Origin of the sequence: Rheinheimera soli (assembly GCF_021290985.1) — a bacterium.
GTDB lineage: Bacteria > Pseudomonadota > Gammaproteobacteria > Enterobacterales > Alteromonadaceae > Pararheinheimera > Pararheinheimera soli.
In genome coordinates, this window is the sequence record NZ_JAJOYU010000001.1 from 335,457 (window position 1) to 360,178 (window position 24,722).

Here is a 24,722-nt window from a genome sequence, read left to right on the forward strand (position 1 = left end):
CCAGACTAAAACGTCAACGTCCAAAGTAACTGATCTTTCTGAAGAAATTGAGCAAATACCAAGCGCAGAACAGGCTGGCAGCAATGCCCCCGGTTGGGGTTCACTGCTGCCTGGCTTTTAACCACGGGCAACCAGGGTACGCTTGTTATGGGCCATCACCAGGCCTATCAAACCTATGACAGCCACAACCACACCTATAGGTTTGCTGTATTCCACAGGTAAATTCAGACCAATACCAGCAGTCGCTATATAAGCCACTGTCATGCTGGTGCCAATCACGGCCGGAATACTGGCAATCCAGTGCAAAGTACCACGGTCGAATAAGTACTTAGTCGCCAGCCATAACACGCTGGTGGATAACAACATATTGGAAAAGGCGAAATAACGCCAAATCAAGGAGAAATCCAGCATCGTCATAAAGTAAGCAATAGCTAAAATTGGCACTGACAATAACAGCCTGTTACGCAGGCTTTGCGGAATATTAAAAGCATCCACTATGGTTAAACGTAATGAACGGAAGGCGGTATCACCTGAGGTAATTGGGAATACTGCAACTGCCAGAATGGCCATCACACCACCAAAAACGCCCAGATAACCTGTGGCTATATGGTTCACCACTAAGCCAGGTCCGCCCTGAGCTAACATTGCTTTTAGCTCCACATAACCACCCGGAAAAGCGGCAATACCAGCCAAAGCCCAGACACAAGCCACAATACCTTCACACATCATGGCTCCGTAATACACAGGCCGGACGTATTTTTCATTGGTTAAACAACGGGCAATGATAGGTGCCTGAGTGGAATGAAAACCACTGATAGCACCACAGGTAATAGTTAAAAACAGCAGAGGCCAGATCGGCGCGCCATCAGGATTAGGCGTTAAAAAGTCATGTTCATGGTGGCCATCAAAATAAGCAAAAATATCAGCAACCTGCGGCAGGTGAGGAGCATCCAGTAATAAAGCCCCTGCAATCAGGGTGGTCATGACGATCATCAGTACACCAAAAGCCGGGTACAGCTTGGTGATAATTTTGTCGATTGGCAGCAAAGTCGCTAAGAAGTAATAGGCTAAAATAACCAGCACCCAAAAGGTATTACCCGCTAAAAAAGTGCCTTCAAAGTAGGACAAATTACTTAAAAGCCCGGCCGGACTCATAATAAATACCACCCCGACAAAAAACAGCAGCATGGCGGTAAATACCAGCATTACCCCTTTAAAAACCACGTTGTAATAGTGACCTGCTATTTCAGGTAAACTTTTGCCGTCTTCTTTGATACTCATCACACCGGAAAAGTAGTCATGCACTGCGCCACCGATGATATTGCCTATGACAATCCACACCAAAGCCACAGGACCATAAACAGCGCCCAGGATAGGTCCAAAGATCGGGCCAACCCCGGCCACATTTAGAAACTGAATTAAAAAGGCTTTTACCGGACTGATAGCAACATAATCGACGCCTTCGCTAAAACGCTCTTGCGGCGTTACAGCTTCAGGATCTATGCCCGCCTGTTTTTCAACAAAGGGACTATAGAATTTGTAGCCAAGGATAAGTATGGCAATACTGACAAAAAAGATAAGCATAGGGACAGATTCCTTGTATTCAGACAAGCGGGTTGGTAACCGTCATAGCGGCCCGTTTTTATAAACCTTGTAACCATAACATTAGCGCTGTTTTTTGGGCATTAGCCGTTAGTCGATAACTATGGTGTTTTGTTACCGCACCAGATGCCATTTGGTTTGACGCCCGGCCAGATAAATCAACTGCTTGCCATCAAAATACGCACTTTGCTCCAGCTTAATTTGCACATACTGCCCATTCCACTCAGCAACCTGCTGTTTGATATTGCCTTCAATGGCATAAGCTGTATTGGCATACAAAGGCCAGTTGCCACCTTCAGAACTCGGCCCCTGATTGTCCCACATGCCAATAGTTGGTCCGGGCGCATGACCAACAAAACCTAATGGATGAGTATAAGTACTGCTGATGATGCCCTGCTTTTTGCTTTCTTTGATGGTAGCGGCAAGCATTTCGTTGCCAGTGCGGCCTGTTTTAAATTGTTGGGTTAAATTGTCCTGCCATTGATTGCCTGTTGCCAGCGCTTTAACAAGACCTGCAGGTGCAGCCTGTTCATTGGCTTTGAGTACATAAGCCATTTCCTGGGTGTCGGTGCAGAGTTTCAGGTAACAAATGCCCACATCTGTATGCAGCACATCTCCCCTGTGGATCACCCTGTTTTGGCCACAAAAAGGTGATTCCGCTTTACAGTCATCACCCGGACGCTGGCTATTCACATCAGGCATAAACCAGATAGGCAAACCTAAAGCTTCAAAACGCTGGCGAATATACCAGGCCACATCGTCTGTGGTAGTCACACCTGGGGTAATGACCTTGGCACTGAAGGCTTCCGCAATAACGGCACGGGCCAGACTGACAATCTGAGGATAAAGCTCTAATTCAGCGGCTGTGCGCTGCTCCATCCAACGCACCACCAAAGACTCTGCACTAACTAAACGGCTTGCATAGTCTTTTGGTAAAACATCCAGCAACAACTGATGCATGGCTTTGGTTAAACCATCAGCCACTGCCCAATCTGCCGATACGTTGATGCCAATACGTTGTGGCTTGCGTTCTGTAATAACCTGAGCCAATGCCTGCCATTGCTCAGTTAAATCTCCACCCGACCAGGCTGAAGTATAAGGTGCGCCAAACGGATAACGGTTGACAGACAGACGTTCGACCGAACCATCAGCTTTACGATAAAACACCAGCATAGTGGTGCGACGGGCTGCGAAAGTGGGCTGAGGCACTAAAGTGAAATACACCGGATCTTCGCTATATTCCCGGTTGATCACCAGCCACATATCCAATTTAGTTTCTGCCATCAGATTTGGCAGCAATTGCTCCAGACGTTCACTCAGAATACGATTTTCAATACCCACCCGTTCACGCGATGTCAAAACGGCAAAATCATCTGCCGATTGCAACTGTCGGCCTTGGCTAAACTCAGCCGCAAAGGCGTTGGGAATAGTCATCAAAGCGGCTAACATCAAAGCTGTCAGGTTGTTTTTCATGCTTGTTATCCTGTTGCTAACACATTCTGTGTATCAAAAGCCTGTATTCAAAAAGCCTTATGAAAAAATAACTTATAACGAATTGCTCCGTTATATAGCCACAAATGCAGCGGATCACACAGATCATGAGACAAACCGCAGCCCTGCAGTAGCAAGCTGCTTTTTTGATTACAACTTAGTACGTCGAGTCAGAAAGGACCACAGAGCGCAAAGCAAAGGCCGCAGAGTTTTATGCAGCACATAAGACATCAAGACCACCAAGGTGCCTATGAGGGTTGGTATCATAGCGCCAAAGCTGAAGCTCATCGCCAGTACAAAACCCAACAAATATTCAGCACGATACAGCGGAAACAGCAGTGCCAGTAAAGGCAAACTCAGCATCATATAAGGCAGTATTTGATCTTGCCCATGCTGAAAAAGAATCGAGAGTGTGGCACCAAACAGCAAAGCAGCGCTAAATCCGGCAAGTATGCTGACAGGATATGAACTGCCTACTCTTTTGTAGATAAAGCCGGTTAGAAACCAGCTTAGCACTGGCACTAATAAAGCCCCCCACCAGTTTGAAATAGCAGGCAAGTCGTCCCGTTGTAACAGATGATGGCTGACCACACCGCCGTTAAAATGCTCGAAGGTTAACAAAGCCCAGATATACAAACTGGCTACAGCAACCAGTACCAAGCGGTGAAATTTAAAGTGTTGAGCCTGCATGCTTATAGTCCGTAGCAACAGAAGTTAGCTTGCAGTCTGGCTCAATTAAAGATGACAAAGTATATGAAACTGTAAGGAAAAATATCTCAGGTTTTAGTTAATCCCTTTGACAGGCAGAAGCTTCCACACTGACGAAAATTGTCCTTTCTCTGACGGCTACTAAGACTCTCTGTTAAAACCCAGATTACAAGGCTTCATGTTTTCAGCTATGTTTTCAGCTATGTTTTCAGCTATGAATAGTGAACTGATACTTCGCCTGGCCATTTTCGGTTGAGCGAAAAGAACCGGATCCTGTGATTCCGGCCAATTGATCTTTGCCTGAACCTGCCACAATCACAAAATCGCTTGAGGCGACCCCCTGCTTAAAAGTGCCATTGTGTTGTATCACCACAGTACCGGTTTTATCTGCGATAGTTCCGCTTAAGGTCTCCAAACCGTTAAATACAGCTGAGCCTGCCCCCTGATAGCTCATCAGATAATGCACAGAACTTGTACCTTCGATTGCCCCGCTATAGCTTTGCGATACTTTGGCGTAACTTTGTTTAACTCCATCTTCGCCTTCTGAATAAGGCTCTTCGTTCCAGCCGGTAATTTGAAACAAACCTTCCAGTGTGGTCATGATTTACTGCTCCCTTGTGTCGTCATTATTAAGCTTGGTGGTTATCAAGTTATTTATTTTGGCGTATTGCAGCAACATAATAGTTTTGCCGTCTTTAATTTCACCTGTTCCAATCATCGAATAGGCTGAATCAAAATCCAGCTCCAGCACTTCGATATTTTCCTGCTCATGCGCCAAACCTCCGCCTGCTGAAACCTGCATCTCCCCGGCATATTCAGCTGCAAAAAAATGAATGATTTCGGTGACAGAACCTGGCGACATATAAGCTTCAAATAGTTTTTGCACTTGATCTACTTTGTAGCCGGTTTCTTCTTCAGCTTCGCGTTTAATGCAGTCTTCCGGATTGTCCTGCTCCAGCAAACCGGCGCAAGTTTCAATCAGTAAACCATCTGCATTACCATTGATATAAGTCGGCAAACGGAACTGTCGGGTCAGGATCACTGTACCTTTGCTGTTGTTGTACAACAAAATAGTAGCGCCATTACCGCGGTCATAGGCTTCACGGTGCTGCTGTTGCCATTCACCACTATGGCTCTGGTACTCAAAAGAATACTTATTCAGGCTGTACCAGTTATCCGACAACAGCGTTTTCTGAATATTTCTGATTTTATTACTCATTAAAAAAACTCTGCCACTCTATATCCACACATCGTTCTGGGCGGTAAGCACGCTTTGGGTATCACCCGTATTCACCACACCTTTAGGTTCTACCAATAAGATCTGACATTCATCTTTGGCGCTGGGTTTATGCTTTACGCCTTTAGGCACTACAAACATTTCGCCCGCTTGCAAGGTCACTTGGCCATCTTCAAATTCAATATCCAGCACGCCGTTTACCACAATAAACACTTCATCGGTATCAGGGTGATCATGCCAGACAAAGTCTCCCTCAACTTTCACCAGCTTAAACTGGTAATCATTCATCTCTGCAATCACCCGGGGCGACCAGTGGTTGTCGAACTTTGCAAACTTGTCTTTAAAATTAATAGCCTGGTAATTCATTAAAGGTTGTGCTCCGCTTTACTATCAACGCAAATGCTGTTTAAAAAATTCGATAGTACGACTCCACGCCAGCTCTGCAGCGGCTTGGTCATAACGTGGTGTGGTGTCGTTATGAAAACCGTGTTGGGTATCCGGATAGATAAAACTCTGTGCGTTTTTGCCTGCCGCTTTTAACGCCTCGTCGTAGGCTTTGGCACCAGCATTTACCCGCTCGTCGTCACTGGCGTAATGGATTAACAACGGCGCTTTAATAGCAGCCACTTTGTCCAAATCGCCCTGACGGCCATAAAAAGGTACAGCTGCTGCTAAATCCGCTAATTCTGTGGCAAGAAAGTTCGCCATGCCGCCACCATAACAAAAGCCCACAACCCCTACTTTGCCGTTACCTTCGGGCAGCTTTTGTAAAATACGCACGCTTTCAATAAAGTCTTGGCGGGTTTTGTCCTGATCCAAAGTGCCAAACAATTGCCGGGCCTTGTCTTCATCCCCCGGATAACCGCCCAGTGGATACAAGGCATCAGGTGCAAAGGCAATAAAACCGGCCAAAGCCAGACGACGTGTTACATCTTCGATATGAGGATTCAGACCACGGTTTTCATGCACCACCAGCACCAGCGGTAATTTGCCATTTTGCTGTTTAGGCTGCGCCAGATAGCCCCGTAATTCACCATAACCTTTTGGACTTGGATAGGTCAGATATTGCGCATCAACTGCAGGGTCGTCAGGTTGAATTTGCTGCCCCATCGCATAGTTGGGAGTCAATGCCTGCAAAATCGTCACAGCTGTCATGCCTGCCACAGCAAATTTTGCTGCACCTGCTAAAAAGTCACGTCGGCTGATATCGCCATGCACATAACGGTCAAATAAACGCAGGGTTTCAGGATGAAAATCTTTGGCAGTTTTACGTTCAGACATAACAACTCCGCTGTGTTGAAAATACAATGAGCGCTTTTGCGTAACGCTATGTTTTGTGGTTTGTTTACATACTGCACCCGACAGCGCTGCAGGCACAACCTTTAATTTATTCGCATAGCCCCAGCTGAAACAGAAACATAGCAGCACAGATAAAGTTGCAAAGTTAATCGCAAAAAAATGCTGTTTTATCGCCTTTGTAAAAAAAACGATGGTTCAAGCTGACGTGATTTTACTGCGACCAACCACAAAAAAACCTTGGCAGCAGACTGTCGGAAAAAGCAAAAAAATACGTCATAAACATATGATTTAAAATAACTTTTAGTGCTTTACCAAAAAATAACAAATGAAATCGGTTACATTCAACATCTTTTCTTTCATCAGGGACCCTAACCTTTTTCTCTCTTTTTGTTCACACTTCCACTTCAATCCCTTCTCATCACTGAAATAAAAACATCATAGTTGCTCTGTAATCTCGCCCGTCATTGAGCACCGTCTCAGCCCTTTCGGGGGCGGTATGGTGGCAAAAAAACAAAAACATCAGCTAAGGGTTTGGGAATGAAAAATCAGAATCAATACCGTCATCATCTTGTATCAAAACGCACTGCTTTAAGTTTGGCCGTGGGCCAGTTGTTGCTGGGTTCAGCCATCAGTTTGCCTGCGTATGCACAAGACCAGCAGAGTGAGCAAAAAGTTGAAGTTATAGCGGTTAAAGGCACTTACAGCAAAAGTCTGGAGCAAGCCGTTGATATGAAAAAAGAGAACATTGGTTTCTCTGATTCTATCGTAGCCACCGACATTGCTGATTTCCCTGAGCAAAACCTGGCAGAAGCTCTGCAACGTATGCCTGGCGTCACTATTGAGCGGAACAAAGGCTTGGGCAGCAAAGTGAATGTGCGCAGCCTGCCTTCTGAATTTACTCATGTGTCAATCAATAACCTGGCTACAGCCTCAGGCAGTGGTGGTCGTGATGTTGAGTTTGATATTTTTGCCTCTGAAATTATCCAAAGTGTGACGGTACAAAAATCCCCTACTGCAGCAGATGAAGAAGGTGGTATCGCAGGTTCAGTGCAAATTGGCACAGCCAAACCTTTTGATTACAGCTCAGCACAATTTGTGGTGTCTGCTGAAGGCGCTCATAACTCTATTTCAGAAAAAACTGATCCTAAATTCTCTTTCCTTGCCAGCGACACCTTTGGTGACTGGGGCGCGTTAGTATCGTTCTCTAAAGCAGAGCGTAGCAACAGAACAGACTCCAACTCTGGCATCAATTTCCGTCCTATGGGCCGTTTCCTTGAAGCCTCAGCACCACGCTCAACTCAGGCTGCGGCAGTGCTGGAACGTGATGCTGGCGTGATCGTCAGTGATTTCAGAGATAAAGACGAAACCAGCCGTATTATTTTCCAGGATAAGGTAGGCGACCGTGTCTTCCAGAGTGAGCAAGACAAATGGGGCAGCACAGCCGCCATCCAATACAAACCAAGTTCAACCTTCAGTCTGACCTTTGATGCCATGTTAGGTGGCTATGACAATACTGAAGATGAATACGATGCAGCAGCTTACACAGCATCAAGCCGCAGTACGCTGGAAACCATTCATGCCTACGACGATACTACGCTGGCTGACTACGGTATGGTGGTTCTGACTGACGTGTCTTACACTGCCACTCAGCACGAATTTTTAAGCAAAGAACGTATCAACGAAACTGACTTCACTCAGTACAGTGCTACGATGGACTGGCTGGTCAATGGTTGGGATATCAATGCTTTAGTGGGTTACTCAGGCGCTGAGAAAACAGCTGACTACGCCAACCTGAAACATGTGGCTTATGCACCATCGCGCAGCCGCTGGACTGCCAATGGCGGTGAAACCGTCATGAGCGCCAACCCTGCCAGCATCGACATGTACAACGCTGCCGACAAATACCTGTTTGAAGCTTATGAAACCCAACTGGAAGCAGTGCAGGACGACAAATATGCCGCTCAGCTCGACTTCAAAAAAGAACTGGAATTGTCCATGCTGCCTGCGCTGAGCAGTGTGCAGTTTGGTGTGCGTTATACCGATAAATCCAAAGAACGTAACTTTGGTGAGACCAAAATTCAGGGCCCGTCAGCAGGCAACAGTTCTTGGGTAAATACCCGTACATTAGAGGACAGTGAACTGGGTTATGTGACGGATATCGCCTCTGGCGGTGGTTACAAGGCCAAAGATCTGAACTGGATGCAAGTGTCCAACGACTATGCCCGCAGCACGTTCCGTTATGCTGGTTTCTTCACTCCGTTTCAGGATAATCAGTACTACCGTGTGGATGAAGAAGTGACAGCTTTGTATGCCATGACGAACTTTGATTTTGAATTAGGCAGCTTGCCGAGTAAGTTAAACGCTGGTGTACGTGCAGTAGACACTGCAGTGACCTCTTTTGGTTACCACCCGGTTCAAAACGAAGATGGCACTACAGGTTACACTGAAGATCCAGTCTCTGCAGACGGTAGCTACAACGATGTATTACCCAGCTTTAACCTGACAGTTGAAGTGGCAGAAGATGTGATTTGGCGTACAGCTGCATCAGAAACCTTAATGCGCCCTGCCCTGGGTGATATTGCCTATAAACGCACAGTCAGCTGGAATGAGTTCCGCTTTAAAGACGGCAACCCTGGCCTGAAGCCAACCAAGGCCAAACAATGGGAAACCGGTGTTGAATGGTATATGGAAAACGGCGGTATTCTGGCAGCCTCTTACTTCTGGAAAGATATCGAAGGTGTAGTACGTGAAGAGCTGACCGGAGTAGTAGAAGACGTAGAAAAACGTAATGCCGACGGTTCGTTAGACGGTTATTACGATTTTGAAGTGTTCCAGCCAGTCAACGCTGAAGGCTCGTACAAAGTGACAGGCCTGGAGCTGATCGCTCAGTTGCCTTTAACTATGCTGAGCGACTCGCTGGAAGGTTTTGGTATCAACGCCAACTACACTATGCTGGACAACAGTTTAACTGGTGCTTCAGACTTAGATATACCAACGCCGCCAGAAGGTTTAGCGGATAAGACCTACAACTTTACAGCTTATTACGAAAACGACGTCTTTGATGCTCGTGTGTCTTACAACTACAAAGACAAGTACGTAGAGTACATTCACCTGAATATGTACCCAGTGTACCGTGACGCTTATGGCCAAACTGACATTGCTTTAGGTTACCAACTGACAGACAACGTCAAACTGAGCTTAAAAGGCATCAATATCACAGACGAAGAAACCAGCGGTTACACCATGAACCCGGCTTTCCCTGTGATGTATGAGTTCTCAGGCAGAAGAGTAAGTTTAGGTTTGCGTGCCGACTTCTAATACTGTTACTCAGCTTGTTTAAGTGATAAAAAATACCAAGGCCACAGCATTGCTGTGGCTTTTTTATTAGAATTTCAAGGAAAGCACCACTGATGAAAACCCTTTGTTTTGGCTTTGTAGTCGCTTTGTTTGCTTTGCCAGCGCTGGCCACTCCGGCAAGCGCTCCGCAACAAATTGCCTTTTTACCTGATGTGCATTTTCACGATGTGTATGCCAACTTCCCTGACGGTAGTTTTAAAGGCTTGCACAGCCAAACCACAGGCAAAGCAGCCACTATCCGCACTATGGCCGCTCAGCTGCAATCGACCCGGCTTTTTAACGAAAACTACTTTGCGTTGCGTGCAGCTTTAGATGATCTGGTGCGTCGTCATGTCAAACTGGTGGTATTACCGGGTGATTTCAGCGACGACGGCCAGACTGCCCATATACGGGGTTTAAAACAGGTTCTGCAGCATTACAGCAGCACTCATGGCCTGAAGTTTTTACTGACGCTTGGCAATCACGACCCGGTACGGCCTTACGCCCAAAGCGCAGGCAAACCCGACTACTTAGGCACTGACGGCAGGCCTCTGGCTATTTACAGCCCAGGCTCAGAACCTTGTACAGGCAAAGAGAAAAGCGTGGTTTGCACTGAAGAGGTAAAAGAGCTGGGGTATGCCGAGTTGATGACAGAGCTATCGGACTTTGGCTTTTATCCCAAAGCAGATGACCTGTATTGGGAAACACCGTTCAGCAACTACGATCAACGCAATTACAACTACAGCCAAGCTCTGGCTCAATCAGATTTAACCAAACGTCAGTTTGAAATTTGTTTGCAAGGGGCTGGTGGCGCGTTTAAAAAACCAGAGTACAGCCACTGCCAGTTTATTGCTGATGCCAGTTATCTGGTGGAGCCTGTTCAAGGCCTCTGGTTGTTGGCCATAGATGCCAATGTGTACAAACCTAAAGCAAATTATCAGGGCAAAGGCCTGGAAGCTGCTGCTTTTGAAAGCTCAGGCAACGCAGGTTACAACGCTATGTTTGACTACAAGCCTGCAGTGATGCAATGGGTGAAACAGGTGGCAAAACGAGCCAAAGTTCAGGGCAAAACACTCATCACTTTTAGCCATTATCCGATGATTGAGTTTTATCAGGGCCAGACAGAGCAGATAGCTACTTTGTTAGGTGAACAACGTGGTCAGTTATCACGCAGCCCACAGCAGCAAATTAGCCATCAATTAGCCGACCTGGGCGTGCAGCTGCATATTGGCGGTCATATGCATTTAAATAATACCGCTGTGGTGAAATCAGACAGCGGTAATAGCTTGGTCAATATTCAGGCCCCCTCTTTAGCCGCTTATGTGCCAGCCTATAAATTGCTGACGCTGACCAGCAAAGAGCAAATCAAGGTACAAACCATAGTGCTGGAGCAGGTGCCGGGTTTTGATCAGCTGTTTGAGCATTACCAAAAAGAATGGCAGCAGTTAAAGCAAGACAAACAGCCATTATGGGATGCCAGCATTTTGCAGTCGAAAAACTACCGTGACTTTGCCAGTGGCCATTTACGTGAGCTGACCCGCTTACGCTTTTTACCCAAGGACTGGCCGGATGAACTGAGGCAGTTACTGCTGAGTTTAAATGGTGAACAAATGTTAGTGCTCTCACAGCTTGACAGCAGCGTCACACTGAAGGAGTTTTCGCCAGCTATGTTGCAGCAATTGAGCCAAAGCCCGGCATGGCAACAGGCCAGACAAAAAGCCACAACTAAAGCCGCCATAGCGGGTTTAAAGCTGGACGACTTCGCCCACTGGACAGGCTTTGATTTAGTGTTGGATTTTTACCGCTTACAAAATGCCGGTGAATTGGCTCTCCCTGATATTTCTGCGCAGCGCCTGCAGCACTATGGCTTTTTTACCGCGCTGCTGCAGCAAGCAGCTACAAAGCCACAAGCTCAAAACTGGCAAAACTGGACCCTGCCCCAGTACTGCCAAAGCAAATTTTCCGGTTTGTTTCAGATCATCCATGGCTTTTTACAAGGCCAGCCCAATGGTGATTTTATGCTGAATATACAAACAGGCGAATTAACTTCTCTGAGTGTGGCACCTTAGCGCCACACTCAGGTGCCTGAGATCATCGCGGCAATTGTTCCAGATGACTCAGCTGGTCTTTTAACCTTTTGATCTCGCTGCTGGTTTCTTCCAGCTTTTTACGGTATTTCAACACTTTATCCTTTTTGCCATCCTGCTCTGCTTGCTGCAGATCGGCCTGGTACTTCACCAAATCTTTATTCGCATCAGCAAGCTTTTCAGTTAAATCATCTTTTAATTTATTTTCACTGCAGTTGGTTCTGGCGTTATCCAGAGCCATTTGCAAACCGGCAACCTGATCATTGTCACCTGTTTGTTTAGCCAGATTAAGCTGAATTTCCATCTCACAGAACTTCAGTTCACAGCCTTTTAAGCTGCTGCAACTGGCCTGTGATTGAGCAACAACAGGACTAACGGCGATTAGAGCGGCCAGATACAAAGGTACAAAAAGCTGACGTGGAGAAATAGTTGGGTTAAGCGTCATTTCAGTTTCCTTCTTCAAGACGGTTTAGTGCAACAGAATGTCACAGTACCTTTAAAGCTAGCAGTCCATGCTGAACTCAAACTTAAGCTCTGCTATCTGTTTTTCGTCTGTAACTTCTTGCTACAACCCCTGAGCTGAACGTTGAATCGCTGCTTCAATAGCAGCTAAAGCCTGTGGGCTGTTTTTCCAGCAGCTGGTTCTGAGCATAGAGGCCACACGTTCAGCGATTTCGGCAGCGCTGTGGCTGGCCAGTTTTTCAAAAGAATCCAGGCCAATTTGCTCAAAGCGTTGGATCACTGTGGGGCCTACGCCTTTCAACTGCAATAAAGCGGTTTTTTCCTGCTCAGTAAAAGCCACTTGAGCCTCCGTGCTGATGTTTTTTGTTAACTGCGTTATAACATGCAAGGACAACAACTGTGAAATACAACGACGCGAAAACAACCCAAGACAAGCAATGTGCTGCAGTCAGCTGCAGCACATTGAAAAAAATGGATGCTTAGTAGCGGTCTTTAATATCCTGATAAATACTAGGGTAGTTTGCCTGTAACTCTTTGGCTTTGGTGGCGGCTATATCATCCCAGTTAAACCAAGTGTTAGCCCACAAGACATCAGAGCGCGGCACATTGTTGTTCGCTTGCTCCATGATCAGCGCATCATTACGGGTTTTAAAGCTGGCTGAACCAAAGTTCGATTGCTCCAGCGCGATGCGGTATTGCGTATTGCGGTCATGGCGGGTGCGCTCATTCGAGTCCCACACAGCTACAGCACGGTAATGGCTAATAATATTAGGTGCATAAAACTCGCCCCAGTTGCCCAGAAACTCCACATTGGCTTTGTCAGTTGCATTGGCAAAACGAAAGGCATGAGTTCGGATGCCGTGTTTGTGATACACCACCAACGGATGACCATTGTGTTGCTCTAAGGTGCTCATAGCTCGGGTATCAAAGTTACCATGGGCACTGGTGGATACATGGCTGACAAATTCTTGATTATGGCCTTTCAGAGTCCAGACAATCACAGTCTCAACATCATGACGATGACCGCCTAAAAAGGTTAAATGCACCGCCTGATCTTTCTCAAAATACAATTCATAAAAATGTGCACAACGCTCCCAGCCGTCCGTCCCTTGCTGGCATAACTGTCTGTGGATGGTATTGGCCGTATTACCCCAGCCCGCATCACGGCAGCCACCATAATAACTGGACGTTGCAGCTAAACCTGGGTTCTGGCGTAAGGATTCATAACGATGAAATGGCGTGCCCGGATAACAGCCATCCGAATCAAAATCAAAAGTGGGATGAAATTTTCTAACCTGACCTTCGTTATAGGCGGTAATGGCCGTATCCCAGCTTGGAAATTCATCCGCACTGGCAGTATTGAGGTGAAACAAGGCCAAAAAAACTAAACAGCTTTTTACTGTCATTAAGGTTGTTAATTTGAATGTACTGAACACGAGTTGGACCTCCGATTGATGATTGTTGTTTTGTCCCAACTTCGCTTTCCAGATTAAAAGCGAAATTAGAAACAACAGTCTAAGGTCCGGTAAATGACAGCATGAAGTCATCATGAAAATTTAATGCTGTTGTCAGCTATAGCTTAAAAAAAATCCGGCATAGCAGCCGGATCCTGATGGTAAAACTCGGAAAAAATTTTATCTGTTAAAAACTTACGCCATAGTTCGCATCGACCAACTCACTAACCTTTAATTGGTCAACAGAAGGCAGAGCTTTAAACCATGCGGTGATCACAGAGATATCTTCCTGTGTGGCAGAACCATAACGGTGTGCAGACCAGATAAAGGCTTCAAACTGAGTTTTATCGCCACCGCCGGCCATCACCAGATCACGGCTTTCAATCACAGTAATAAATTGGTCCAGCAATTTGCTGAAATCCTGATCAGACTCCAGGCCTAATGAACAGGACAACATAAAACCGTATTCAGTAAATTCGCCCAAATAGAGCTTTTTCTGTAAACGACGGCTTTTAGGTTTAGACATGGGATCTCCTTGGTGCACTGGCCGGAAATTCAGCCAACAGCAGAATAAAAGTGCTATAGGGTCTCGTTATTCCCCCCTGCTTGGCAAGTGTTTTTTAGGATCAAGGCTGTATTTCCGCAAAATCCAGAGCCTGGTTGCTCTGAACTGCTCAAACTGACTTCGCAAAAACACCGAACTGATATATGATGCGCGGCCGAAAAATTGAGCACTAAATCCTCTATGCACTCATCTAATGCTTTGTATACAGACTTGTCCGGTTATTACGACCTGATGTGTGCTGATATCGACTATCAGGCGCAAAGCCAGAGTGCGCGCAGGTTGCATCAGTTTTTTGGTACTGAAGGCAAAACACATCTGGATTTAGCTTGTGGTACAGGGCCACATATCCGTCATTTTCTGGACGCTGGTTACCAAAGCAGCGGCTTGGATTTAAACCAGCCTATGCTGGATAAAGCGCAGCAACGTTGCCCTGAAGCCCGCTTTATACTGCAGAATATGTGTGATTTTCAACTGGAACATCCTGTGGACCTGGTCACCTGTTTTTTATACTCCATCCATTACAGCGCCAGCATAAAAAACCTGAAAGCCTGCATCGCCAGTGTATTTAGTGCGTTAAAACCTGGTGGCGTATTTTGTTTTAATTCAGTGGATAAAGACAAAATCGACAACAGCTCTTACGTACGACACAGCGCGGTTCTTAACAACAGTCATTTTGTATTTGAATCCGGCTGGAATTACAGTGGTACCGGCGAGCAGCAGTCGCTGAACCTGAGCATAGAAAAAACCACGGCTGATTTGAAGCATCTCTGGCAAGACCAGCACCCTATGGTTGCCATCAGTTTTGCTGAACTGGAACAACTGCTTTGCCCTTATTTTGAAGTGCATGTGCTTGAGCATAACTACGAAAAAATCGCAGCTTGGGACAAGCACTCAGGTAATGCGCTTTTTGTTTGTATCAAGCGTTAACAAGCCTTTTAATTCAAGGATAAAAACAACAAAACTAAGGCAACAGCTGCTGGCATAGCCTGAATATAGAAGATTTTCTTACTGACCGTCATAGCGCCATACAAACCAGCTATCAGCACACAAAGCAGAAAAAATACTTTAAATTCCAGCCCTGCATCGCCCTGATGCACTATGCCCTGTAACAAGCCCCAGAATAAACCAGCGGCCAGAAAGCCATTGTATAAGCCCTGATTGGCCGCCAGTACTTTGGTATCAGCCGCTTTTTGTGGCGTCAGGCCAAAAGCTTTCATGCCTTTAGGTTTGTCCCATAAAAACATTTCCAGCACCAGAAAATACAAGTGCAGTAATGCCACCAGAAATATCACCAGGTTTGTGATCAACGCCATCTCTTTTTCCTTATGATCAGCGGAATAAATACCATCTTACCTAAGCAGCTTAGCTGTAAAGCAAGGATTTTTCTGCTGCTGAAGGTTAACTACAAAAGTAAAAACGAAAGGTCAGTTTTATCCAATACAGCAAGGGTGAGAAGGCCCATAGTCGACGCCTGACTGAGTTACTACAGGAGTACCACTATGACCTTATCCCTTATTATGTCTATGGCGTTGTTTGCCTTTGCTGCTTCATTTTCACCTGGCCCAGTTAATCTGGTATCGGTGAGTCATGGTGCTCGTTATGGAGTGGCGAAAGGCCTGAGTTTTATCACAGGTGCAACCCTGGGTTTTATCCTGTTGTTTTTAACTATTGGCTTTGGTTTACATCATGTGCTGGCTGCATTGCCTTTACTTACACTGCTTCTGCAGTGGCTGGGGATCGCTTTTTTGCTCTATCTTAGCTACCAGTTATTCTGTGACAGCGGAGAGCTGACTAATAACCCGGAAGCTAAAGCGCCTGATTTTATCACCGGTGCTTTAATGCAATGGCTGAATCCCAAAGCCTGGCTGGCATCTTTGTCCGGTATTGCCGCTTATATTCCAGAAGCAAGTACTGAACAACTACTGCTGTTTGCCGGTCTTTATTTGCCTATTTGCTGGCTATCGCTGGGGGCATGGCTTTGGGCTGGTATTGTGCTGCGTCAGTATTTACAGAGCCCACGACGCATGCGACTACTGAATAAATCTCTGGCGTTGTTACTTGCAGCGAGCTGCATCTTGATCTTGCTCTGACACAGAACGGCGGTACTGATCCGGTGTCGCCGCTACTCTTTGTTTAAATACCCGCTGAAAGTGGGATTGATCACTAAAACCTGTAGTCAGAGCTACTGCAGAAATGGCCTCACCTTGTTTTAACGCCTGCTGCCCCAATTGCACCCGGCGGTTTAACCGGTAAGCATGAGGCGTCATATGAAAAAGACGCTTAAATGAGCGAACCAGATAACCTGAACTGTAACCAAATTCTGCACTGATGCTGTCGATAGCTCTGTCTTCATTGCAGTGTTCATTCAGATAAGCGGCCACCTGATACAAAGGGTTAGTTGGCAACAGATCATCTGTTGCCAGGTTGTGTTTATCCAGTTGTAAAAACAATTCGATCAGATAGGTCTTTAACCTCTGCTCTTTCTCATCAACCTTGTGCCGGGGTGACATCAAATACCCGGCCATGCCAACAAAACCGTCAAACAACGAGGTTTCACGGAGCGTATCACTTTGAGTGTCACACCAAAGATCCTGGGCTCTGACGCCTGTCTGCAGTAAAAGATCAGCTAACCAGTCTTTGTCCAAATGCATCATGTAATAAGCCCAGGGCGAGCCCTGGCGAGGGTTGCAGGCATGCACCTGATCCGGGTTCATCACCACCAAAGCACCCTGCTCCACATAATGCAGCTTGTCAGCACAAAGAAACTCACTTTGTCCAGCCAGAATAGCCCCCACAGACCACTGCTGATGTGAATGCGGTGCATAAGTGACTTTGCGCCCATCCACTACCAAACGTAACTCCACATAAGGTAAGCTGCTGTGACGCCAGAATAATGGGTAAGTTGAGGGAGTCATTTATCTGTCCGCCTGTCCTTTTTGCATTGGCTAATCTGAGGAACCAGGCTCTGGTCTGATACCTGACAGCAAGTGCTGATAAACTCCGGATTTTTTAAGCTGCTTTATACCAGCATCCAAAGCTTTAGCCCTTTTGATACTCTGGGGATTATCTTTGCTAAAAGCCAGATAAATTTCGCTGCTGTAGTTCAGCTGACCACGTTGAATATTCTGCGCTTTAATGCCTTCGTGTTGCAGGTAATAACGCAATACATCATCAAAAAATATCGCCAGATCCAGCTTATTGCTATTTAACAAACCAATAAGCTGAGCATGAGTTGACACCTGAACCAGCTTAAACCTGTGTTTATGCTGCTCAAATAAATCACCGTATTCATAACTCAAAATAACACCTACTACAGCTCCATCCGGAATTTGCGCTACCGAAGCATAAGGTTTTGACCGGAGGTAATAATAGAATGAAGAATCGGCACTAAATAATGGTGTTTTATGCAGGGTAAATTCCTGTTCTGTGTTTTGCTGACGCGTAACATTCCAACACGCATCTGTTTTGCCCTGGCGGGTGAAATACAAAGCCCGGGCATAAGGCACAACGACAGTGGTGATTTGATAACCCTGAGTGGCAAAAGCTGCTTTGACCAGCTGCTCGGACAAACCTTGCCCCTTGTGATCAGAAAATGGCGGCCAGTTATCCTCAGCCGCAATGTGAATAAGCATGGCAGAGTCTGTGGGGGCGACATCATCCTGACTTACCGCTGATACAGGCCATATCAATAGCCAGAGATACAGATACAATCGCAAATGACAAACTCAGTTTAACCTTGATGCTCTAAAGATAAACCAGATCAAAACAAGCCACCAGTTGCAGGCTTAATCTAAAACAACAGGACTTCCATTAGTGCCTTCTGTTGTAAAAAATTTAAACAAAATAAAGGGAATATCACCTGTGCTACACTGAATCGCGAACAGGGTATTGCATCGCATGATCACCAGAACCAAGCTATCGAATACTCAACTGTCAGCACTTATCAAGGATATCTATGCAATTCATCAAACGCGCCGCCATCAAATATAAAAACCTGCTGCTGTTTATTGTTGTTGCCGGTATTTTAGCCGGATGTGCAACCCAGCCCATGGCAGGCCAAAGCGAATCAGACCCTATGAGTTTTGTCATGGGACTTATCCACGGCTTCTGTATAGTTTTCAGCTTAATCGGCAGCTATTTTACCGACGTTCGTATCTATGCTTTTCCCAATTCAGGAGGCTGGTACGATATTGGTTTTGTCATAGGTGCCGCCATGTTTTTAGGGGGCGGTGGAGCCAGCGCCAGATAGTTTGTTCTCAAAGCACAGCATTCAACCAAAGGATAGATAAACAAAACCTGGTCTGCAGTGGTGTTGTGCCTTTCATTTTGTTCTAAAACGACTTTCAGCTTTAAAAACCAAACTGGCTGCCTATTTGTCGCTTCGCCAAGTGGGTTAAACCTATTCAGTTGCAGCCTGTTCCGTAGCTTGCCATAGTGTTTTCAGGTATACACAAAATAAAAACTAAGGAAACCTATGCGTATTCTGCCTTTGTTCTGCACAGCCTTGTTACTTACTCTTGCAGCTCAGCCCACTGTAGCCGCTCCCGCTGCACCTGAACGAACCCCTTCAGCACCAGAACGGGACAGAGGCGAAGGCCCTTACAAACGGCTGATTTTGCGTGGCGGTACTTATATCAGCGGTGAAGGTGCGCCTCCTGTTGGGCCTGTGGATATAGTGATTGAAAACGATCGCATCACTGAAATCAAAGCTGTAGGGAATCCGGGTGTGCCTGTATTGCCGGAAGGACGGCCAAAAGCTCAGGCTGGGGATCAGGAAATGGATGTCAGTGGCATGTATATTCTGCCGGGTTTTGTCGATATGCATGGTCATATAGGCGGGTCGGCTAACGGCACACCAGCTGAATATGTGTTTAAACTCTGGCTGGCACACGGCATTACCACAGTGCGTGAACCTGGCAGTTTTAACGGTGTCGACTGGACTATGCGCCATGTCAAAGCCGCAGAAAAAAACACTATAGTGGCTCCGCGTATTGTGCCTTATATCGGCTTTGGTCAAGGCTTGAGCAAACCCGTATTCAGCCCGGAACAAGCAAGGGATTGGGTGCGGGATATTAAAAAATCCGGAGCTTCCGGCATTAAGTTTTTTGGCGCTACCCCGACTATTATCTCAGCCGCTTTGGATGAAGCCAAAAAACAAAAACTCGGCACTATGATGCACCACGCTCAGCTCAACGTGATGGGTACCAATGCACTGGACAGCGCACGTATGGGCTTAACTTCTATGGAACATTGGTATGGTTTGCCAGAAGCTTTATTTACAGGACAAGTGATCCAAAATTACCCGGCCAACTACAACTATCAGAATGAGCAGGACAGATTCGCCAGCGCAGGCCAGTTGTGGAAACAAGCAGCAGCACCGGGTTCAGAAAAATGGAATGCGGTGCGGGATGAACTGATCAAACTGGACTTTACCATCAACCCTACCCTGACTATTTACGAGGCCACCCGCGATGCCAGCGCCCAGCGCAACGCCGAATGGCATCAGGACTACACCCTGCCCACTTTAACTGACTTTTTTAAACCAAACCGTTATGCCCATGGATCGTTTTGGTTTGACTGGACCACGGATCAGGAAATTACCTGGCGCGAAAATTACCGCATCTGGTTTCAGTTTTTAAATGACTACAAAAACCATGGCGGACGTGTGACAGCAGGTTCAGACGCTGGTTATATCTATAAAATTTATGGTTTTGCTTATATTCAGGAACTTGAGTTGCTGCGTGAAGCAGGCTTTAACCCGTTGGAAGTGATACAAGTCGCTACCTTAAATGGTGCTCAGGCTTTAGGTATGGAGAAAGACATTGGCAGCTTAGTACCAGGCAAAAAAGCCGATATGCTGATAGTGGCAGAAAACCCGCTGGCGAATTTTAAAGTGCTGTATGGCACAGGCCATTACCGTTTAAATGCCAACAATGAGCCAGAGCGTAGCAAAGGTGTACGTTACACCATCAAAGACGGTGTAGTGTACGACGCGCAGCAGTTGCTGAAGGATGTGCGTGATCTGGTTCAAAGCGAAAAAGACGTGCACAAAGCAAAAAAATAACAGCTGTAGGGGCGGCGGCTTCTCCCCGCCCGTTCATCCGACTAAATCAAGCAAAGTTTATCCCGCCCTATTCTCCGGGCTGTTGCATTAATCAGTGCATCAGCTAAACAAATAGGTCTATACTCCAGCAGCTATTTAGTTTTAGGGAAGCCAGACGCAGATGGCCCTCTGTCCGCCGTCCACTTGTGACAGCAAGCGCGGTCCATGATCGTCACTCACAACGGAGATTTGTATGTCTGACTTCAACCATCCCCATGAAGACTTTACTTCTTTACGCCAGCAAGCAAACGAAAGAATTAAAAATGGCACAGCCCAATTCAGTGACGCAGTGGCTGCCAGTGCTGAAGCACTTTCTGTGCTGTATCAACTAAGTAATTCACCAGATACCGCAGTAGACAGCCTTAAATTACTGCACGAGTTGCAAACCTATCAGGTTGAGCTGGATATGCAGCTTGAACAACTACAGGCCAATGAACTGGAATCTGGTCATGAGCTAAGCTGCTACCGGATGTTTTTCGAGATGGCACCTGTAGGTTGTATGCTGCTCAGAACGGACGGTGTTATTATGGATTGTAACCTTGCCGCAGCACGCTTGTTTGGTACTGTTACAGAACAACTTCTTGGCCAGCCGGTAGATTCTTTATTAAACGCTGAAAGCAAAGCTCAATTACGGGCTGCTTTGGCCAGACTGAAAAGTGGTGATACCAGCCTGAACAAAATCCTGACGACAAGTCCAGCTCAGCAGGGTCCACAGAGTCTGGAACTAAACATCAGTCTGTCACCGGACCGTCGCGCCATTATGATGATGGTGTGCGATGATGAGCCGAAGCTGCCCAGCTAACGTATTGATTTATATGGCTGAGCTTTAATGCCCACTGGCAAAAGTGGGCCATCTTCTTTTCTGTAATGAGCACTATCTGATTGAGTTCGCACACTATTTCACAGACCTCAGAAACCAAAGCAATACGTATCGTTGGCATAGGCGCATCGGCCGGGGGTCTGGAAGCGCTGAATCAGTTTCTGGCACAAACGCCAGCTGATACAGGTTTGGCCTGGATTGTAGTCCAGCATTTGGATCCAACCAAAAAAGCACTGTTGTCTGAGTTATTGCAGCGGGTCACCACTATGCCGGTACAGCAAGCCAGTCAGGGTATGCAAGTACAAGCCAATCATCTGTATGTGATCCCCCCAAACACCGAGCTGACGGTCGTCAATGGCAGCTTGCACTTAGCTAAACCCGGAGAAGTGCGGGGTTTACGTTTACCTGTTGATATTTTGTTTTCTTCTTTAGCAAGTGCGCTTGGCGAAAACGCTATAGCAGTAGTGCTGTCTGGTATGGGTTCAGATGGCACAACCGGCACTCAGGCCATCAAAGCTGTGGGGGGGTTATCTGCAGTACAAAAGCCGGATTCCGCCCAATTTGATTCGATGCCCAACAGTGTGATTAATGCAGGTTTTGCCGACATCATTGATACCCCAGCCGAACTGCCTGGTCGTATTCTGGCGGTATTAGCTCACAAGCCAGAAGTGCATCCGCAGCAGAAAAACCCTTTAGAAATTGCAGATTTGCCCTCAGATTATTTACAACAGATTGTGGTGCAGTTGCAGCGTCATAGCCGCCATGATTTTTCCTCTTATAAAACCAGTACTTTACTGCGCCGTATTGAACGACGTATGGCGATCCACGCTTTGGCGTCTTTGTCAGACTACGCGGCTTTTCTGCACGATAATTCGCAGGAACTGGATTTACTATTTAAAGAACTGCTGATTGGTGTCACTCAATTTTTTCGCGAGCCAGCCGTTTGGCAGCATTTATCTGATGTGGTCTTGCCTGAATTACTGCACCACCGCATGGAAACCAAAGCGATACGGGCCTGGTGTATTGGCTGCTCTACCGGGGAAGAAGCCTGCTCGCTTGCAATCACCTTTTGCGAACTGTTAGAAAAGCACAGCGAGTTTAAAGGCTACAGCCTGCAAATATTCGCCTCCGATCTCAGTCCTGATGCCATTGCTAGTGCACGCCGTGGTCAATATCCGCTGTCAATAGCTGAGCATGTATCAACCGAACGGCTGGAGCGTTTTTTTATTCGCCATGACAGCTGCTATCAAATCAAACAAGCAGTTCGTGATTTAATTTTATATGCGCAACATGATGTTATTCTTGACGCGCCTTTTACCCGGCTGGATTTAATTGTCTGTCGCAACCTGTTGATTTATTTTGATACCACACTGCAACGGCGTTTGTTGCCACTGTTTCATTACAGCCTGCGTGATCAAGGTATTTTGCTGCTCGGCAGTTCAGAAACCACAGGCCGTTTTCATGATTTATTTACCCCAGTGCAGGCCAAGTTAAGACTGTACCAGCGCCAGCCACGCCTAGCCCAGGCCGGTTCTAAGCTGCCAGTCCAATCTTTTCCTCCGCTGTCGACCCTTGCTAAGGAGCATCCAGTGCCCACTGATAAACCTGCTGTGCCAAAAACTAATAACCTGCAAAACGCAGCCGATCAATTGTTGTTGCAGGTTTATTCACCAGCCGCCGTGGTGCTGAACAGCGGTGGCGATATTGTTTATATCAGTGGCAGGACAGGCAAATACCTCGAACCCGCAGCTGGTAAAGCCAACTGGAATTTCCACGCTATGGCGCGGGAAGGATTAAGAGCTCCGCTTGCCACCGCATTAAAACAAGCCTCTCAACATAGTGCGCCCTTGCAGCTACGTGGCCTAACGGTATCAGTGCAAGACACAACACAACGGGTGGATGTGACAGTGCAGGCGCTGCGTGAACCTTCGGCTTTGCAGGGCATGACGATGATTGTGTTCCGTGATGTGGCAGGTGAAGTCACAGACTCACAAGAACCAGCATCAAGCGTCGATTTTTCCTTAGCTGCAGTGCAGCAACAATACCTGGATGAAATTCAGCTGCTGCGTGAAGAAACTCAGGCCTCAAAAGAAGAGCTGCAATCCAGTAATGAAGAGCTTCAGTCGACCAATGAAGAACTGCAATCCACCAACGAAGAGTTAACCACCTCGAAAGAAGAAATGCAATCGATGAATGAAGAGCTGCAAACCATTAACACTGAATTGCAAACTAAACTGGATGATTTAGCTCTGGCGCAAAGCGATTTGCAAAATACCTTAAACAGCATAGAAATAGCGGTGTTGTTTTTAGATCAGCAACTTAATGTAAGACGTTACACAGACAGAGCCGCCAAAATTATTAACCTGCGTGAAAGTGATTTGGGCAGGCCATTGACCGATCTGACCAGCAGCTTGCTGTATCCAAGCCTGCATCAGGACGCCCAGGACACCTTACGCACCCTGGTATTTTCTGAAAAACAAATTCCAACCAGTGATGAGCGCTGGTTTACCGTACGCATTATGCCGTATCGTCGGCTGGACAATGTGATAGACGGGGTCGTTATTACCCTGGTGGATATCAGCACTACTAAAAAACTCGAAGCTGCTTTGCGCGAGCAATCGACTCCTACTCCAGTTGGCCCCTGACAGGGCCTTTTAGTGCAACTTATTTAAGGCTGATACCCGGAACTTCAGTGACGGTTTTTGCACCAGAGCGCTCAATAATTTTGACCAGTACAGACTGAATCGTCTCATCCTGGCGCACATCGTCTGTCGCAGAGAATTTTTGCTGCTGCGCTGCAGCCCCTTCTTCCAATACAAAGGTCACCACCACTTCGGTGGCCTTCTCCGCAGTTTCGCCAAAATAAGCCAGCGAAACACTTGGATAACCTTCAAAGCCTTTGGTCAGTTGCTTTGACAGGCGTTTTTTCGCTTTATCTAAATTCATACAATTTTTTCATCTGTGGGATAGTCAGCAAGACTATACAGCGCCAAAGCCTGCGCCGCAGTTATTTCTGTTCGCTCAGCCCTGATCAGTGCCGCAGTTCCAGCACAACTCAAACGAAGCGGCATTTTCTTCGGCGCATTGACTACAGACCCAGTCTTCGGCGTCACTATCTAGCTTCAGGTTCTGTACTATTCGGCTGGCTAAGGCAAAATCGTTTTCATCCACCAACCATAACTCCAGCCAGCTATCAAAAGCAGAGACTTCACCTATTACACTGACTGCATGTTCGTTTTTGACAAAAACTTCAAAACCACGGCGCTGCAGAATATTTTTGATATTACTGACAATAAGCCGGTTTTCATGGGTGTAGATCATTTTCAAGCTGGTTTTACTCCTAAGGTCCACCAGGTGCAACTCCATAAACTCTGGACCTGGCCGGACCAAGTTTCAAGATACAGCAAAGCATTTAGTTTTGGTGCAAAGAAAAATGAAGGGACATCACCTCAACTCAAAAAGCCACTGTTTAACGATCAAACAGTGGCTTTATACAAAATACAAATGCGGCGGTTAACCAAACCAGATCATCTTACATGCCAGTGCAACCACAGACAG

At 46.5% G+C, this 24,722-nt stretch carries 24 protein-coding genes; 8 read left to right on the plus strand and 16 right to left on the minus strand.

The window, feature by feature from the left end:
• Window positions 1-117: 117 nt before the first annotated feature.
• The 7 genes from LSG37_RS01575 to LSG37_RS01605 form a co-directional block, all read right to left on the minus strand.
• Window positions 118-1,584, minus strand: a complete 1,467-nt coding sequence (locus LSG37_RS01575) for a carbon starvation CstA family protein (RefSeq protein ID WP_233078107.1) — start codon at window positions 1,582-1,584, stop codon at window positions 118-120.
• Between the two features lie 132 nt (window positions 1,585-1,716).
• Window positions 1,717-3,075, minus strand: coding sequence for a M24 family metallopeptidase (locus LSG37_RS01580; RefSeq protein ID WP_233078108.1), 1,359 nt, complete (start codon window positions 3,073-3,075; stop codon window positions 1,717-1,719).
• Between the two features lie 168 nt (window positions 3,076-3,243).
• Window positions 3,244-3,783 carry a hypothetical protein gene (locus LSG37_RS01585; protein ID WP_233078109.1) on the minus strand — a complete coding sequence of 180 codons (540 nt, stop codon included), beginning with the start codon at window positions 3,781-3,783 and terminating at the stop codon, window positions 3,244-3,246.
• A gap of 226 nt (window positions 3,784-4,009) precedes the next feature.
• The gene (locus tag LSG37_RS01590) at window positions 4,010-4,402 is read right to left on the minus strand and encodes a DUF3224 domain-containing protein (protein WP_233078110.1); all 393 of its coding nucleotides are present in this window, start codon (window positions 4,400-4,402) and stop codon (window positions 4,010-4,012) included.
• A 3-nt stretch (window positions 4,403-4,405) separates the two neighbouring features.
• A complete protein-coding gene (nudK, locus tag LSG37_RS01595; protein WP_233078111.1) occupies window positions 4,406-5,020 on the minus strand; it encodes a GDP-mannose pyrophosphatase NudK in 615 nt (204 codons plus the stop codon).
• An 18-nt stretch (window positions 5,021-5,038) separates the two neighbouring features.
• Entirely contained in the window at window positions 5,039-5,404 is a 366-nt protein-coding gene (locus LSG37_RS01600; protein ID WP_233078112.1) for a cupin domain-containing protein, read from the minus strand.
• A 24-nt stretch (window positions 5,405-5,428) separates the two neighbouring features.
• Entirely contained in the window at window positions 5,429-6,319 is an 891-nt protein-coding gene (locus tag LSG37_RS01605; protein WP_233078113.1) for a dienelactone hydrolase family protein, read from the minus strand.
• A gap of 555 nt (window positions 6,320-6,874) precedes the next feature.
• On the opposite strand from LSG37_RS01605, the gene LSG37_RS01610 reads away from it, so the two are divergent.
• Both LSG37_RS01610 and LSG37_RS01615 read left to right on the plus strand, forming a co-directional pair.
• Window positions 6,875-9,655 carry a TonB-dependent receptor gene (locus LSG37_RS01610; protein ID WP_233078114.1) on the plus strand — a complete coding sequence of 927 codons (2,781 nt, stop codon included), beginning with the start codon at window positions 6,875-6,877 and terminating at the stop codon, window positions 9,653-9,655.
• A 92-nt stretch (window positions 9,656-9,747) separates the two neighbouring features.
• A complete protein-coding gene (locus LSG37_RS01615) occupies window positions 9,748-11,742 on the plus strand; it encodes a metallophosphoesterase family protein (protein ID WP_233078115.1) in 1,995 nt (664 codons plus the stop codon).
• Window positions 11,743-11,764: 22 nt separating this feature from the next.
• Here the strand turns inward: LSG37_RS01615 and LSG37_RS01620 are convergent, their stop codons facing one another.
• The 4 genes from LSG37_RS01620 to LSG37_RS01635 form a co-directional block, all read right to left on the minus strand.
• Window positions 11,765-12,205, minus strand: coding sequence for a DUF1090 domain-containing protein (locus LSG37_RS01620; RefSeq protein ID WP_233078116.1), 441 nt, complete (start codon window positions 12,203-12,205; stop codon window positions 11,765-11,767).
• 120 nt (window positions 12,206-12,325) lie between these two features.
• Window positions 12,326-12,562 carry a helix-hairpin-helix domain-containing protein gene (locus LSG37_RS01625; RefSeq protein ID WP_233078117.1) on the minus strand — a complete coding sequence of 79 codons (237 nt, stop codon included), beginning with the start codon at window positions 12,560-12,562 and terminating at the stop codon, window positions 12,326-12,328.
• Window positions 12,563-12,701: 139 nt separating this feature from the next.
• Window positions 12,702-13,601 (minus strand): NPP1 family protein, encoded by a 900-nt coding sequence (locus LSG37_RS01630; RefSeq protein ID WP_233078118.1) that lies wholly within the window; start codon window positions 13,599-13,601, stop codon window positions 12,702-12,704.
• 262 nt (window positions 13,602-13,863) lie between these two features.
• Window positions 13,864-14,202: a YggL 50S ribosome-binding family protein gene (locus LSG37_RS01635; protein WP_233078119.1), complete on the minus strand. Its 339-nt coding sequence runs from the start codon at window positions 14,200-14,202 to the stop codon at window positions 13,864-13,866.
• A gap of 219 nt (window positions 14,203-14,421) precedes the next feature.
• On the opposite strand from LSG37_RS01635, the gene LSG37_RS01640 reads away from it, so the two are divergent.
• Window positions 14,422-15,168, plus strand: a complete 747-nt coding sequence (locus LSG37_RS01640; protein ID WP_233078120.1) for a class I SAM-dependent DNA methyltransferase — start codon at window positions 14,422-14,424, stop codon at window positions 15,166-15,168.
• Window positions 15,169-15,176: 8 nt separating this feature from the next.
• Here LSG37_RS01640 and LSG37_RS01645 read toward each other — a convergent pair whose 3' ends face one another.
• Window positions 15,177-15,554 carry a DUF1304 domain-containing protein gene (locus LSG37_RS01645; protein ID WP_269836417.1) on the minus strand — a complete coding sequence of 126 codons (378 nt, stop codon included), beginning with the start codon at window positions 15,552-15,554 and terminating at the stop codon, window positions 15,177-15,179.
• A 186-nt stretch (window positions 15,555-15,740) separates the two neighbouring features.
• On the opposite strand from LSG37_RS01645, the gene LSG37_RS01650 reads away from it, so the two are divergent.
• Window positions 15,741-16,331 (plus strand): LysE family translocator, encoded by a 591-nt coding sequence (locus LSG37_RS01650; protein ID WP_233078121.1) that lies wholly within the window; start codon window positions 15,741-15,743, stop codon window positions 16,329-16,331.
• On the opposite strand, the gene LSG37_RS01655 is transcribed toward LSG37_RS01650, so the two are convergent.
• Together LSG37_RS01655 and LSG37_RS01660 are read right to left on the minus strand one after the other, a co-directional pair.
• Window positions 16,296-17,156 (minus strand): AraC family transcriptional regulator, encoded by an 861-nt coding sequence (locus tag LSG37_RS01655; protein ID WP_233078122.1) that lies wholly within the window; start codon window positions 17,154-17,156, stop codon window positions 16,296-16,298. The two genes, LSG37_RS01650 and LSG37_RS01655, sit on opposite strands and share 36 nt — an antisense overlap.
• 30 nt (window positions 17,157-17,186) lie before the next feature.
• Entirely contained in the window at window positions 17,187-17,873 is a 687-nt protein-coding gene (locus tag LSG37_RS01660) for a substrate-binding periplasmic protein (RefSeq protein WP_233078123.1), read from the minus strand.
• A gap of 323 nt (window positions 17,874-18,196) precedes the next feature.
• Here LSG37_RS01660 and LSG37_RS01665 point away from each other — a divergent pair, with 323 nt between their 5' ends.
• From LSG37_RS01665 to LSG37_RS01680, 4 genes are all read left to right on the plus strand, one after another.
• A complete protein-coding gene (locus LSG37_RS01665) occupies window positions 18,197-18,490 on the plus strand; it encodes a hypothetical protein (protein WP_233078124.1) in 294 nt (97 codons plus the stop codon).
• A gap of 225 nt (window positions 18,491-18,715) precedes the next feature.
• Window positions 18,716-20,305: an amidohydrolase family protein gene (locus tag LSG37_RS01670; protein ID WP_233078125.1), complete on the plus strand. Its 1,590-nt coding sequence runs from the start codon at window positions 18,716-18,718 to the stop codon at window positions 20,303-20,305.
• Between the two features lie 232 nt (window positions 20,306-20,537).
• Window positions 20,538-21,146 (plus strand): PAS domain-containing protein, encoded by a 609-nt coding sequence (locus LSG37_RS01675; RefSeq protein WP_233078126.1) that lies wholly within the window; start codon window positions 20,538-20,540, stop codon window positions 21,144-21,146.
• Between the two features lie 80 nt (window positions 21,147-21,226).
• Entirely contained in the window at window positions 21,227-23,809 is a 2,583-nt protein-coding gene (locus tag LSG37_RS01680) for a chemotaxis protein CheB (protein ID WP_233078127.1), read from the plus strand.
• Window positions 23,810-23,828: 19 nt separating this feature from the next.
• Here LSG37_RS01680 and LSG37_RS01685 read toward each other — a convergent pair whose 3' ends face one another.
• A complete protein-coding gene (locus LSG37_RS01685; protein ID WP_233078128.1) occupies window positions 23,829-24,110 on the minus strand; it encodes a hypothetical protein in 282 nt (93 codons plus the stop codon).
• Between the two features lie 75 nt (window positions 24,111-24,185).
• Window positions 24,186-24,485, minus strand: coding sequence for a putative signal transducing protein (locus LSG37_RS01690; protein ID WP_233078217.1), 300 nt, complete (start codon window positions 24,483-24,485; stop codon window positions 24,186-24,188).
• Window positions 24,486-24,722: the final 237 nt, after the last annotated feature.

Coding starts and splice junctions, on each gene's coding strand:
- LSG37_RS01575 (WP_233078107.1), bottom strand. CDS start 1,584: ATGCTTATCTTTTTTGTCAGTATTGCCATACTTATCCTTGGCTACAAA.
- LSG37_RS01580 (WP_233078108.1), bottom strand. CDS start 3,075: ATGAAAAACAACCTGACAGCTTTGATGTTAGCCGCTTTGATGACTATT.
- LSG37_RS01585 (WP_233078109.1), bottom strand. CDS start 3,783: ATGCAGGCTCAACACTTTAAATTTCACCGCTTGGTACTGGTTGCTGTA.
- LSG37_RS01590 (WP_233078110.1), bottom strand. CDS start 4,402: ATGACCACACTGGAAGGTTTGTTTCAAATTACCGGCTGGAACGAAGAG.
- nudK (WP_233078111.1), bottom strand. CDS start 5,020: ATGAGTAATAAAATCAGAAATATTCAGAAAACGCTGTTGTCGGATAAC.
- LSG37_RS01600 (WP_233078112.1), bottom strand. CDS start 5,404: ATGAATTACCAGGCTATTAATTTTAAAGACAAGTTTGCAAAGTTCGAC.
- LSG37_RS01605 (WP_233078113.1), bottom strand. CDS start 6,319: ATGTCTGAACGTAAAACTGCCAAAGATTTTCATCCTGAAACCCTGCGT.
- LSG37_RS01610 (WP_233078114.1), top strand. CDS start 6,875: ATGAAAAATCAGAATCAATACCGTCATCATCTTGTATCAAAACGCACT.
- LSG37_RS01615 (WP_233078115.1), top strand. CDS start 9,748: ATGAAAACCCTTTGTTTTGGCTTTGTAGTCGCTTTGTTTGCTTTGCCA.
- LSG37_RS01620 (WP_233078116.1), bottom strand. CDS start 12,205: ATGACGCTTAACCCAACTATTTCTCCACGTCAGCTTTTTGTACCTTTG.
- LSG37_RS01635 (WP_233078119.1), bottom strand. CDS start 14,202: ATGTCTAAACCTAAAAGCCGTCGTTTACAGAAAAAGCTCTATTTGGGC.
- LSG37_RS01640 (WP_233078120.1), top strand. CDS start 14,422: ATGCACTCATCTAATGCTTTGTATACAGACTTGTCCGGTTATTACGAC.
- LSG37_RS01645 (WP_269836417.1), bottom strand. CDS start 15,554: ATGGCGTTGATCACAAACCTGGTGATATTTCTGGTGGCATTACTGCAC.
- LSG37_RS01650 (WP_233078121.1), top strand. CDS start 15,741: ATGACCTTATCCCTTATTATGTCTATGGCGTTGTTTGCCTTTGCTGCT.
- LSG37_RS01655 (WP_233078122.1), bottom strand. CDS start 17,156: ATGACTCCCTCAACTTACCCATTATTCTGGCGTCACAGCAGCTTACCT.
- LSG37_RS01660 (WP_233078123.1), bottom strand. CDS start 17,873: ATGCTTATTCACATTGCGGCTGAGGATAACTGGCCGCCATTTTCTGAT.
- LSG37_RS01665 (WP_233078124.1), top strand. CDS start 18,197: ATGCAATTCATCAAACGCGCCGCCATCAAATATAAAAACCTGCTGCTG.
- LSG37_RS01670 (WP_233078125.1), top strand. CDS start 18,716: ATGCGTATTCTGCCTTTGTTCTGCACAGCCTTGTTACTTACTCTTGCA.
- LSG37_RS01675 (WP_233078126.1), top strand. CDS start 20,538: ATGTCTGACTTCAACCATCCCCATGAAGACTTTACTTCTTTACGCCAG.
- LSG37_RS01685 (WP_233078128.1), bottom strand. CDS start 24,110: ATGAATTTAGATAAAGCGAAAAAACGCCTGTCAAAGCAACTGACCAAA.
- LSG37_RS01690 (WP_233078217.1), bottom strand. CDS start 24,485: ATGATCTACACCCATGAAAACCGGCTTATTGTCAGTAATATCAAAAAT.